The organism is Vibrio sp. bablab_jr001 (assembly GCF_016464285.1).
GTDB classification, from domain to species: Bacteria; Pseudomonadota; Gammaproteobacteria; order Enterobacterales; family Vibrionaceae; genus Vibrio; species Vibrio fluvialis.
The window spans coordinates 540,711-553,054 of record NZ_JACDWZ010000046.1; the positions used below are offsets into that span (position 1 = coordinate 540,711).

Genomic DNA, 12,344 nt, shown 5'->3' on the forward strand with positions numbered 1-12,344 from the left:
GTAAGGAAAAAGCGGGCTCAGCCCGCTTTTCTGTTTTAGACCAATGCCTGAGCCAGCAAGCTGATAGGGTGAATGGTCTCCAGCGCGGTGTTTTCTTCAATCTGCCATTTACAGGTTTCGCAGTCAGTAATGGCAAAATCTGCGTTGGAGGCTTTAATCGAATCAAACAGGTGCGAGCCGATTTTCATTGAAACGTCGTAGTTCTCCGCTTTGAAGCCATAAGTACCGGCTAATCCACAACATTCACTGTCGAGTACAATCAGCTCCAGCCCCGGGATCATGCGCAGCAGTTCAATGGTAAACATTACGTTACCGCTGCGTTCCAAGTGGCAAGGAGTGTGGTAAACCACCTTCAGATTGACGGGCTTCATTTTGGGCGCGTTACCGTTCATGAACTCTTTGAGCAGGAATCGGGTCACGTATTCAATCTCGTTAGAGACTTTGCTGTTATCGACACCCAGCACATGTGGGTACTCTTGCTGCAAAGTAAACGAGCAGGTGGACGAGGTGGAAATCACCTTGGTGTGGTAATCGTTCACCGCAGCTTCCATGTTCTTCACATTCAATAGCGCATTTTTGCGCGCCTTATCGTGAAAACCGTTGGCAATCAGCGGTACGCCGCAGCATTTTTCGTTGTTCAGCAGGCGCACGCCAATGTTCATCGCATTCAGAACTTTGACTAAGTCTTTGCCCAATTGCGGGTGGTTGTAGTTAACGTAGCAGCCATGAAAATACGTGACCTGACGCTGATACAATGGCTGGCTGGTGCAGTTTTGTTTGAACCAGCGGCGAAACGTGCCGTGCGAATATTTTGGTAGCGCTTTGTGGTCATGCACGCCGATGGTTTTGTGCATGATCTTTTTCACGATCGGCATCGATGTGGCGAAGTTAACCACTGGCGCAAAGGGTGTCGCCAGCGAACCGAACAGATCGGTGTGGCTGAGTACGTAGTCGCGCATCAGTTTCGGATTGAGCGGTTTCTTGCCGTGTTTACCTCGTGCCACCGCGATAATATCGCCGATTTTCACCCCAGAAGGACAGGCCGTCTCGCAGCGTTTGCAGTTGGTGCAGTATTTCAGTGCTTCGTCGTAGTACTCCGGGCTTTTGATGCGTAAACGCTCACCGTCCGGGCCGCACTGTTTCGGCCCCGGGTAATCCGGGTTGGCTTTGGCGACCGGGCAGTAGACGGTACACACCGTGCACTTAATACATTGGTCAAAGCTGGTGTTCAGAGGAGCAGCTTTTGAAAATGGCGCGTTCATGCGAGCACCTCCTGATCAGATGGTTTAGGGTGAGAAACGGGCACTTGCGGATTAATACATTGCATGATGGCGTGATAGGCCGTACCAATCGCGACGCCACCACCACAGCCTTCAAAAACCGGGTCGTAACCTGCCAACATCGAACCGCAGCAGTAGAGGTTTTGCACTGCTTCCCCGTTGCGTGTGGGATTGAGCTGAGCGTTGGTTTCCACACCGAAAGCCATAAATGGGTGTGAACGGTCAGCGAAAAAGGCGGGATTACGCCAATCCGCCCGCGCGGGTTTGTGTGTCACTTGCAGCCCAAACACAGGTTCGGTGATGGTGTGTTGCTCAGCATGCAACCCCTGACTGAAATAACTGCCGGTTGCCATGATGTAGTGTTCAGCGCTGATGGGCATATCGCGCAGGTTTTGTGTTTGCAGGCTCACCAGACGGCCGCGTTCAAAATGGCCATTAACCACTTTGTCGCCTTTGAGGTGAATACCACCCAACTGAATAAAGGTGCGGCTCAACGCTTCTTCGATACGGATTCCGAGCAGAGAAGGCGGCATAGTCGGCACTTCATGAAAGTGAAGTTGCGTCGTAGCGCGCAGCTTGGTGAGCAGCGTCAGGCCGTCACCGTTGCCCATAATCGCGGGCATGATCACCAAGTCATCACGATTGGCGACACGCATCAGCCCGTCACACAGCGTGGTCCATGCGGCTTCCTGTTTGAGCAGGCGCGCAATATCGATCGAGCGCAGCTCGTTCGGGTTGCGGCGATAGCCATCAAAACCCGGAATCGACAACGTCACCGTATGAATCGGCACCGCATGAAAATCAGGGTGTTGGCTGAGGTTATCTTTCAGCATTTGCGGTTGGAAATCGCGATAGCCGTCTATTGAAGCCACCACGATGCGCTCAAATGGCACCTCGCTACGGTGTTGATAAACGAACGGTTGCGAAAGCCAGGTTGCTTTCAGTGTGCCCAGCGGGGTAATACGTCCGTGGTTCGCTAAATCATCCTGATGCTGCAGCGGCACATTGGCGGCCGCTAAAGTATGACGAAACCACTCCAGACCTTTTTGCAACGTGGTGCGCCCCACCGCATTGTAAGGGTGCAACGGCGCTTGCTGTTTTAATGCTTCGAGCGCATCAAACGGATGCGTTACCGGGCTGCCGTCTGGTAATTTAGCCAGCACATCAATGGAGCCGGATGAGAAATGCAGCGCGCTTTGGCCCTGACTGATTAACACGGTCTTTTTACCGGCTTGTAGGCTGCGAATGGCGGCGGTGTAGCCAGCAATTCCGCCACCGATAACCGCCACATCATAGTGCATCATAAACCCGCCTCCTGTTGTTCTTGTTGTTCTGGCTGAGAGTGATGGGGAAGGTCGCTGGCACCGAGCAGACCTTCGTAGATCCAATAACTGAATTCGGCTTCGCGCAGTGCATCACCCCAGAAGATCGGTTTAATGCCTTTCCAGCGCTCTTCCAGAAAATCGACCAGCAAGCCGCTTGATTGACAGCCGTCGACCTGACCATATTCGGAAAACAGGCTGGCCGCGCGGTAGCTGCACAGTTCGCCCTGACAAGGGCCCATACCTAAGCGAGTGCGGCGGCGTAAATCGACCAGATTATTGACGTCGAGCTGCTTAATGGCGTATTCGATTTCGCCAGCGGTGACCATTTCGCATTCACAAATAATCGCTTGGCTCTTGGCATCATCGGACAAGAACTGTTTTGCGCGTTCGCCATGACGGTAGATCGCCGATTCATAAACTGGCTTGGCAATGCTGGCCGTTTTCTTAACCGTTTTTGGTGTTTCGTTTGAGCCCGGCAGCGGGCGGGTATGTGTTTCACACGCGGCGGTATTACCCAGTTTCTCGGCCACCAAATCGGTCGCCCATTCGGCCATCAGACGATAGGTCATCAGTTTGCCGCCAGTAATGGTGGTAAGGCCTTTCAGGCCGTCACGCTGTTGGTGATCCAGTAACACGATGCCACGGCTGATATTGCGGCCGCTGCCGTCGTCGTCCACCGCCACAAGAGGACGTACGCCCGCATAGGCGCGCAGCACGCGGGTATTGGCCATGATTGGTGCGAGCTTCGCGCCTTCGGCCAACAGTACATCCACTTCGCGCTCGGTCACATGCAGATTATCGATCTGGTCGTAGTCGATGTGCTCAGAGGTGGTGCCAATGAGTGAAATGGTGTCGCCCGGAACCAGGATGTCCGCATCCGACGGTTTACGGCAGCGGTTAATCACCAGGTTGTTGATGCGGTAATCGAGGATCAGCAGTGAACCTTTGGCTGGGAACATCTTGATGTTGAGATCGGCATATTCGCAGATATGTTGTCCCCAGATGCCCGCCGCGTTGATCACCTCTTTAGCAAAGATTTCAAACTGTTGGTTGGTGCCCAATTGCAGGCAGCGCACGCCCAGCACGGTATCGCCCTGACGAATCAAACTGGTGACGATGGTGCGGTTAAACATGCGCGCGCCATGTTCTTTTGCATCCAGCACGTTAGAGGCACACAAGCGAAATGGGTCCAGCGTGCCGTCTGGCACTTTGACCGCGCCAATCAGCGCAGGGTTAACGTTCGGCTCCAGAGCCAGTGCTTCTTTGGGCGTTAAACGGGTGGTTTCGATGCCTGCATGGCCACATGCCTGAATAAAAGTGTCTTGAAAGCTGAGTTCGTCTTCAGGGAGGGTAATGAACAGGCCGTCAGTTGCCTCCACGCAATGGCGGGCAATACGTTTGAGCGTTTGGTTTTCCTGAATGCACTCTTTCGCCGACTCAGCGTCGGTTACCGCATAGCGCGCGCCAGAATGCAGAAGGCCGTGATTTCGACCCGTGGTGCCAGAGGCAATGTCATCTTTTTCCAACAGGATGCAGGCGATGCCTCGCAATGCGCAATCCCGCATAATCCCGGTTCCGGTAGCGCCGCCGCCAATGATTACGACGTCGGTTTCCATTCGTTGATAAGCCGTCATGACCTTTACCTTATGCAACTTGAATAAACTTACACTTAGTGTGTCATTTTTTATCATTTGTGTTCGGTATGTTGCTCACAAAAGCGCGAACGAGCGCAAAATTGATATTTTTGGTGATTGTTTAGTAGGGTTGTGGAGAAATTAACCAACAATGTTGCGGGTTTTTAACAGCTGGATGCACAGAAATGTTACATATAAGTGGATGAAAATAAGGATAAATGAGCTAACGAGCTGGTCTGATGTGTTCGTTGTTGAATGGGTAAGAACGGTGATAAAAAACGTACAACGCCTTATTTAATCAGTAACTATATGTTTATTTAGTATTTACTCAATTAGATAAAGGTAAGGTGAAAAGTGAACCTACTGATGAAATGATCAAAATGATGCGCCAATTAACAAAAAACGAGTTTGACGTTAACAATTTTGTGCTCGAACGCTCATAAATTTCCATATTCGATTTTCGAGAGCAGTTTTCTGTGCCAGATTCGCCCTACACAAACATTGTGTACATAACAATAAACAGGACTCTTACTTATGACTCGAACAAAACAACATACTCTTTTAGGAGAGTGTATCGCGGAGTTTATCGGCACCGGACTGCTGATTTTCTTCGGTGTGGGTTGTGTGGCAGCACTTGTGCTGACAGGCGCACAATTTGGTCAATGGGAAATCAGTATCATGTGGGGCATGGGCGTTGCCATCGCCATCTACTGTACTGCTGGTGTCTCTGGCGCACACATCAACCCCGCGGTAACGATCGCACTGGCCGCTTTCCATGGTTTTGATAAAGCGAAAGTGGTTCCTTATATTGTGGCGCAAATGCTCGGTGCATTCTGCTCGGCAGCTTTGGTTTACAGCTTGTACAGTAACCTTTTTACCGATTACGAAATCGCGCACAATTTTGTACGTAGCAGCCAAGAAGCGTTGGCAACAGCGGGTATTTTCTCTACTTATCCGAACGCATCATTGTCGTTTGGTGGTGCTGTGGCGGTAGAATTTACCATTACTGCTGTGCTGATGTTTGCCATTCTGGCGCTGGGTGACGAAAACAACGGCGCACACCGTAATGCCATGAACCCGCTACTGATCGGTATTCTGATCGCAGTGATCGGCGGCTCGCTTGGTCCACTAACAGGTTTTGCCATGAACCCGGCACGTGACTTCGGTCCTAAGCTGTTCGCTTACCTGGCAGGTTGGGACTACGCGCTGACTGGCGCTAAAGACATTCCATATTTTATCGTACCAATCATTGGCCCTATTGCTGGTGCTTGTTTTGGTGCGTGGGCATATCCGAAATTTATCGCTGTTTATCTACCAACAGTCGGCACCGGATGTACCATCCCGAACCAATGTGATGACGTGGAAGAAAGTGAACAGGCACACGTCTAAAATTAAAGTAATTCGAAGTTAGCAAGAACGTGAAACTATAAGGAATAAACCATGACTGAGCAGAAATATGTGGTTGCATTAGATCAGGGCACCACCAGCTCGCGAGCTGTTGTACTGGACCACGATGCAAATATTGTGAGCGTTTCTCAGCGTGAATTCACTCAAATCTACCCAGAAGCGGATTGGGTTGAGCATGATCCAATGGAAATCTATGCAACTCAGAGTTCAACGCTGGTTGAAGCACTGGGCAAAGCGGGCATCCGCAGCGATGAAGTGGCGGCCATTGGTATTACCAACCAACGTGAAACCACCATCGTTTGGGATAAAGAAACAGGCAAACCGGTTTACAACGCCATCGTATGGCAATGTCGCCGTACGGCTGAAATCTGTGAAGAGCTGAAATCTCGTGACGGATTGGAAGCGTACATTCGCGAAAACACCGGTCTGGTTCTGGACCCATACTTCTCAGGCACCAAAATCAAATGGATTCTGGATAACGTAGAAGGCGCACGTGAAGCGGCCGAATCGGGCAAACTGTTGTTCGGTACCGTTGATACATGGCTGGTGTGGAAAATGACTCAAGGTCGCGTACACGTGACCGACTACACCAACGCATCACGTACCATGCTGTTTAACATCAATACCCTGCAATGGGATGAAAAGATCCTGAAAGAGTTCAACATTCCTCTGGCAATGATGCCAGAAGTGAAACGCTCTTCAGAAGTGTACGGCCAAACCAACATTGGTGGTAAAGGCGGTACGCGTATTCCAATCGCAGGTATTGCGGGTGACCAACAAGCGGCGCTGTACGGCCAAATGTGTGTTAAAGCTGGTCAGGCGAAAAACACGTACGGCACAGGCTGCTTCCTGCTGATGAACACCGGTCAGGAAAAAGTGACTTCAAGAAATGGTCTGCTGACGACTCTGGCTTGTGGTCCGAAAGGCGAACCTGCATACGCACTGGAAGGTGCAGTATTCATGGGCGGCGCTTCTATCCAGTGGCTGCGTGATGAGCTGAAACTGATCTCTGATGCGCACGACTCAGAATACTTCGCAACTAAAGTGGATACCTCAAACGGTGTGTACGTGGTTCCGGCGTTTACTGGCCTTGGCGCGCCATACTGGGATGCTTACGCTCGTGGCACCATCGTTGGCCTGACTCGCGGCGTGAACTCTAACCACATCATCCGTGCAACGCTGGAAAGTATCGCTTACCAGACTCGTGACGTACTGGATGCGATGCAGGCAGACTCAGGCATTCGCCTGTCGGCTCTGCGTGTCGATGGCGGCGCGGTTGCCAACAACTTCCTGATGCAGTTCCAGTCAGATGTTCTGGACACCGAAGTTCACCGCCCGAAAGTCACTGAAGTCACAGCACTGGGCGCAGCCTACCTGGCTGGTCTGGCTGTGGGTTTCTGGGATGACTTGGAAGAGCTGAAAGACAAAGCAGAAATCGATCGCAGCTTTGAACCTCACCACGATGAAGAGAAACGTCAACGTCGTTACAAAGGTTGGAAGCGTGCAGTGAAATGTGCTCAGGCATGGGCAGAGCTGCACAACGAAGAGTAATCATGCATGTAACCGTTTCTTCGTAGGGGAGCAGCGGTTATCGGGGAAAAGCAAAAGCCCGGGTGACAACCCGGGCTTTTTTTACACGTCTTTTTTATTCTTTTCAGGCGGCGCTTTGCACACCTTCGGCTTTGTCAGCCTTCTTTTCCTGCTGCATCTTGAACAGGAAGTATACGTTAACGCAGGCGATGAACGCGTTCGTGGCAACCACTGGCCATGCGTTAATCATCAAACCGTACACAACAAACAGTGCACAGCCGATAAAGTTCAGAACGCGGAGTTTCACGATGTCTTTCATTGTTAGCGAAATCGCTACGCCGATTGATGCCGCATAACCCATGATTTCAACCATGTTCATGTCCATTTTTTGACCCTCTTTAAATTTTGCCGAACAGTGTCAGTGTCGGTACCAATCTTCTCGTCGTGAGATAAGTGAGGATGCTCCATGCCTCGAATGGTTCGGTTGTTTTATCTGTGGTCACTATAACAACAGGGTTATTGTGATAAAACCCTCAAAAACGAGTTCGGTGAAGGTTAGCGATTACGCAAACGTTTAATGTTAATCACACTTTTGTCATTACCTAATTCTGTTGGCGCAAATAGTAGGCAATCGGGTAGGGAGATGAAGCAGGCAAAACTGACGATGTGTGTCCGTAGAACGTTTGCAGTGGACACTCCGAAAGGGATTGACCAGGTGGTTTCAGACAACCCGACCTACGTATCATGCGAGATCAACCATAAGAACGGGCGCAACTTTAAGATTATCGGCAAAGCCATCGCGCCAGTGTTTAAGAAGATTTTTTGATAAGAAGCTACCTTGATAGGTGAGTCCTATGGTGTTGGTTAGGGGATCTGCCTAGTATATTTGTACTCAGTCAGTAACAATAGAAACCTTGTTGCTGAAGCTTTCTTTTCCTGATACTTTTATTACTTCTGTATTAAATTCTTCCGCCTTACCATTGTTACCAACGCGTCTGAAAATAGTTCCTCGATAGTAGTAATAAAAATGGTAGTCGGTTCTCAACAAAGAAATATCTTGGTCGTTTTCGTATCTATATAACTTATAGACGTAGTTAACTTTCCGTTCCTCCTTATACTCAGGCTTAGAACCGTATTTGCAGCTCCAATATATATTCCCATCTTTGTAGGTAGAATACTTAGGATTATGCTCTACAAAGGTGACTCTACCACCACGGCTAACTTCTGCTTTTGTCAACGTATGACATTGATTTATATCACTCCTATGAGCTTGGCCAATTTTTATGTCATCATCAATGTAGCTACAAAATGAATATGGAGTGTTGCTTAAAACTTTATAAACTCTATGTTCATCAACTATATAATTGAAATTACTTTCAATATTGCCAACTAATGTATGGCAAAACTCAACTCGTTCCTTTTTCGTTGTTTGTTGTGCAGAAACTGGTTTGTATTTTAGTATTTTCTTTTCACTATGTTCACAGCCAAAAATTCCAACCAAAAACACAACTAAGAGAAAATATCTGAAATTATATATTTTCATAACTAGTCGACTAAAAATGTAAACCTAATTTTTGACATCTGCATATATCATATCACTCAACTACTTTTTGGACTGGGTTAAACACGCATACAGCACCACCTTTAGTCAAACTAACACTGAAGCGTAAATCGCAATTAAGGGCTATGAACATTATTGGCAATTGTTCATTTCCAAAAGAACTAGGCAAAAAAGCTATTTTTTGACCAGTTTTACACTTTTCTACATTGTCAGCAGCCTTCCAGCTAGTTGCTGTACAAAGTGTTTTTAGCTCTATTTCACCGGCATTGGAAACAAAAGGCATGAAAAGAGTAATGGCCACCAAAATTTTATTTAGAGTTACTTTCATTTAAAAAATCCTTTGAATCAATTTTAAAATAGCTAACACCGAATTAAGGTTTGCTCAATGCTAGCATCTTAGTTATCTAGTTGTGCTGCAAACGCAAAACCCAACGCGAAGGCAAAAATGCCAAGCGCCGGGAATCACATCTAAAATGTCTTGTTATAACTTGCTGGTAAGCTCTATCTTTGATGTGTCAATTTTAAGCTGAGAAAGTTTTTGAAGAAATTGAGTTATATTACTTTTAGCGGAACCTTCGTTAGCGACTCTTAAACGTTCAACACCACTAAAAGCATCTCCAAATGTTGCTGTATATGGTGCCTTAATCAATTCGTCGAAGATTATTTTGTTCGTACTTTTTTCAACCAGAACGTACCTAACTGTAGAAGTAACTTCCATATCCAAACCAAATGTAGGTTGTTCGACTTCCATCAAGGTTGCAGAAAGATCATAAGTTGCTTGGTTGTCTCGGGACAATAGATATTGGGATTGTAAGGAGCTCTTCAACGCAGCTTCAAATTCTTTGTTACCTATTTCTGACGTCCACATTGGGTTTGTTTCCTCACCTCCACCCACTTGATTTAACTCGATAGAGCTATTTAGGTTTTCATCGAAAGTTATGTTTACAGACTCATCAACTTTCATATTTTCTACTTGGGCGGGAGAGGCACAACCAAACATCAGCGCAGCAGTGAGAGTCACACCTGAAGCTTTTAATAGATTCATCATTAACACCTTGATTTTATTTAAAATAGTAATCTATATACACTGAGGATTTAATTCCACAACTTAGATCTCAAATATTTATAAAATCAAATGCTCTTGACGATATATCAGTGAAATTTATAAAAGTCGCTTTTAACAAGAATCTATCTGTACCAGTCCAAATGAAAATTGAGACGGAATCTGCCTAATACACCATACCAAACTGGCCACATACGCTTTAGTAGTTTCATGGTTCACAACTGACAAATGAAACGCATCAACAGTATCAAACGAGTAAATCTTTTGGTGTGATCGGTATGGGCTTTATCGCCGCAATTACGCATCAATGTGCAGTTCGTTTGGTTGATCATATTATGAGCATCAAGAAAGAGGGCAGAAAGTGGTTGGTCGATTTGCGGCTGCGAGGCTGAAACGGAAGCGTCTTGCCGCCAGCTTGAGAACCAAGATTAAATGCTGTGAAATCTGGGATTGGGTAGATGTGGCACTAAAGAAAAACCCGCCATTAGGCGGGCTGGTATGTTATTTAAGTAATTGATTTATATTGCTTGTGTAAATTCGGTGACCACATTTTGTCCTCGGGTGTGGTTCTAATAGCTCCAGCCTAAGTTTCCGACATCCAGATTCAGATCGGTTCCTTTGTCGCTCTTTGCCTTGTCCACCGTCACCGGCTTGTCTGACTTAATCGTCAGTGCGACTTCCGATCGGCTGTTCAATGTCTGGCTCTTGATTGGCTGGTAAGGGTTATAAGGTTTGTGAGCAGGCAAGCCGCCGTTTTGATAGTCAGTATAGGCCTTGGTGCGCTCTGTTTGGTTGCGGGTTTCGTTGGTGACAATCCCCAGTGTGGCATTTTTGTCTTTGATGCTGTCGAGTTTGTTCGCCAGGTTATCGACTTCTGTGCCGGCATCGTCCAAACCGGTTTTCCAGCCGTCAGGAATGAGAGAATCCGGCAGCATGTTGATGAGCTTCTTAATCCCGTCCCACAGTCCGATAAATTGCTCTTTCACCCAGTTAATCACTTTGTCTAAGCCGATGAACTTATCCACCAGGTAAGTGATGGCAATAATCGCGGCGCCGATGGCCGTGACCATCATGCCAATCGGGTTGGCCATGATCACCGCATTGAGGCCAATCAGCGCCACTTTGGCGATCGCCAGAATGGTGAGAATGCCTTTGAAGTTCTGCGTAACAAAAATCAGTCCTTTGCCTAAGAACTCCAGCGCTTGATACAGCCCGTTGACGGTTTGAATCACTTTGTCCATAAACTCGGTGCGCCACTGGGTGTTTTTGAATTTCTCTGAGAACTCGGTAAACAGCCTGGTGGCTTTCTCCATAATCGGCGCCAACGCTGCAAACTTAATTGAGCGCAGGCTTTCAGAGATACGCTGCACTGCGTCGTTGTACGCTTCGGCTTTTGCGGCATCTTCGGCGGTAGCGCCACCGCCCAAGTCGTTGAACTCCTGACGCGCAGCAGTCAGCCCCTGCGTGCCTTCTCGCAGCATGATGAGCATTTCCCGCCCGCTGTCACCAAAGGCGGCATCCGCAAACGCCATCTGCTCCTGCGCGGTTTTGAGTTTAGAGAAAGACTCCAGCAGCATCTGGTAGGCTTCTTGAGTATCTTTTGCGCCCTGTAAATCGCGGAACGCGGCGTTCTTACTCTTTTTCAGGTAACTGCCCAGTGCGCCCGCTCCGGTGGTTTGGAGTACACCCAGACGACGGGTGAAACGGGTCATTGAGGCCGACAGCGCATCGGCGCTCACGCCCGCGTGTTCGGCCTGCGATTGCATGGCCTGCAGTTCGCTGATCGGCAGATTGAGGTTGGCGGATTTCTTGGCAAGTTTGTCCATCTCTGCCGCGCTGCTGTTCACCTCGGCTGCCAGTCCGGCCAGGCTGAAACCTCCGAGCAGGGCGGCACCTTTGCCGAGCGCCGTTCCGGCCACATTAGGGAGGCGAATGGCGCCGTTGAGTTTTTGCAGAGGAGTCACCGCGAGCCGAAATCGATTGTACCTTTTTGTCAGCTTGTCAATTTCCGCGCCGTGCTTTTTGTAGCGACTTTCCAGACGCTTGTTCTCGCCATCGAGGTCGTGCACTTTGACGCCTGTCTTTTTCAGCTCGCCACCCAGTTTAACCAGGTGCGTTTTGTACTGGTCCTGCTGCTGTGTGAGCTTATCGACCCGCTGCTGCTGTTTGGCCATTTTCTCAGTGAGGGCGGCGGTCGGTTTACCTGCCGAGGCTGCGCTGGCTTGCAGCTCACGAAGTTTTTCACTGGCCGATGCCATCGCAAGCGTATTCTGGCTCATCGCCTTTTTGGTGTTTTTGAATGAGCCAATCATGCCGATCGCGGCCGAGTCATCCGCTTGCGCTTTCTGAATCTTTTTGATGGCTTTGGCGTAGTGGTCGGAATCACTCGCCATGCCTTTGAGTGGCGCGGACACTTTGTCTTTCAGTCCCATCACCACGGAGAGGTTCATCTTCATTCGGATGTCCTTCATACAAAAAAGAGAGCTAATCGCTCTCTTGTGTTTCGGTTCGTTGCCGTGCCAGCTCGCGGAACAGTAATAAATC

At 48.5% G+C, this 12,344-nt stretch carries 11 protein-coding genes; 3 read left to right on the forward strand and 8 right to left on the reverse strand.

Features of this window, described 5'->3' with window-relative positions; genetic code table 11:
* Positions 1–35: 35 nt before the first annotated feature.
* The 3 genes from glpC to glpA are packed head-to-tail and all read right to left on the reverse strand — an operon-like array spanning position 36 to position 4,239.
* Positions 36–1,262, reverse strand: a complete 1,227-nt coding sequence (glpC, locus tag JIG40_RS09775) for an anaerobic glycerol-3-phosphate dehydrogenase subunit GlpC (RefSeq protein WP_199465255.1) — start codon at positions 1,260–1,262, stop codon at positions 36–38.
* On the reverse strand, positions 1,259–2,584 hold the full coding sequence (glpB, locus tag JIG40_RS09780; RefSeq protein ID WP_199465256.1) for a glycerol-3-phosphate dehydrogenase subunit GlpB: 1,326 nt from the start codon (positions 2,582–2,584) through the stop codon (positions 1,259–1,261). The genes glpC and glpB overlap by 4 nt, the downstream gene beginning before the upstream one ends.
* Positions 2,581–4,239 carry an anaerobic glycerol-3-phosphate dehydrogenase subunit A gene (gene glpA / locus JIG40_RS09785; RefSeq protein WP_024375306.1) on the reverse strand — a complete coding sequence of 553 codons (1,659 nt, stop codon included), beginning with the start codon at positions 4,237–4,239 and terminating at the stop codon, positions 2,581–2,583. Before glpA ends, glpB begins: the two co-directional genes overlap by 4 nt.
* A gap of 534 nt (positions 4,240–4,773) precedes the next feature.
* On the opposite strand from glpA, the gene JIG40_RS09790 reads away from it, so the two are divergent.
* Together JIG40_RS09790 and glpK are read left to right on the forward strand one after the other, a co-directional pair.
* A complete protein-coding gene (locus JIG40_RS09790; protein ID WP_024375304.1) occupies positions 4,774–5,628 on the forward strand; it encodes an MIP/aquaporin family protein in 855 nt (284 codons plus the stop codon).
* Between the two features lie 51 nt (positions 5,629–5,679).
* The gene (gene glpK / locus JIG40_RS09795) at positions 5,680–7,197 is read left to right on the forward strand and encodes a glycerol kinase GlpK (RefSeq protein ID WP_199465257.1); all 1,518 of its coding nucleotides are present in this window, start codon (positions 5,680–5,682) and stop codon (positions 7,195–7,197) included.
* A 103-nt stretch (positions 7,198–7,300) separates the two neighbouring features.
* Here glpK and JIG40_RS09800 read toward each other — a convergent pair whose 3' ends face one another.
* Entirely contained in the window at positions 7,301–7,561 is a 261-nt protein-coding gene (locus JIG40_RS09800) for a YgjV family protein (RefSeq protein WP_020329238.1), read from the reverse strand.
* A gap of 258 nt (positions 7,562–7,819) precedes the next feature.
* Here JIG40_RS09800 and JIG40_RS09805 point away from each other — a divergent pair, with 258 nt between their 5' ends.
* Positions 7,820–8,002, forward strand: coding sequence for a phage repressor protein (locus JIG40_RS09805; RefSeq protein ID WP_244662654.1), 183 nt, complete (start codon positions 7,820–7,822; stop codon positions 8,000–8,002).
* Positions 8,003–8,068: 66 nt separating this feature from the next.
* Here the strand turns inward: JIG40_RS09805 and JIG40_RS09810 are convergent, their stop codons facing one another.
* The 4 genes from JIG40_RS09810 to JIG40_RS09825 form a co-directional block, all read right to left on the reverse strand.
* Complete coding sequence (locus tag JIG40_RS09810; RefSeq protein WP_199465258.1) at positions 8,069–8,719, reverse strand: hypothetical protein; 651 nt, start codon at positions 8,717–8,719, stop codon at positions 8,069–8,071.
* A 52-nt stretch (positions 8,720–8,771) separates the two neighbouring features.
* Positions 8,772–9,065, reverse strand: a complete 294-nt coding sequence (locus JIG40_RS09815) for a hypothetical protein (protein ID WP_199465259.1) — start codon at positions 9,063–9,065, stop codon at positions 8,772–8,774.
* A 153-nt stretch (positions 9,066–9,218) separates the two neighbouring features.
* Positions 9,219–9,782 (reverse strand): hypothetical protein, encoded by a 564-nt coding sequence (locus JIG40_RS09820; RefSeq protein ID WP_199465260.1) that lies wholly within the window; start codon positions 9,780–9,782, stop codon positions 9,219–9,221.
* Positions 9,783–10,369: 587 nt separating this feature from the next.
* Positions 10,370–12,256 carry a hypothetical protein gene (locus JIG40_RS09825; RefSeq protein WP_199465261.1) on the reverse strand — a complete coding sequence of 629 codons (1,887 nt, stop codon included), beginning with the start codon at positions 12,254–12,256 and terminating at the stop codon, positions 10,370–10,372.
* Positions 12,257–12,344: the final 88 nt, after the last annotated feature.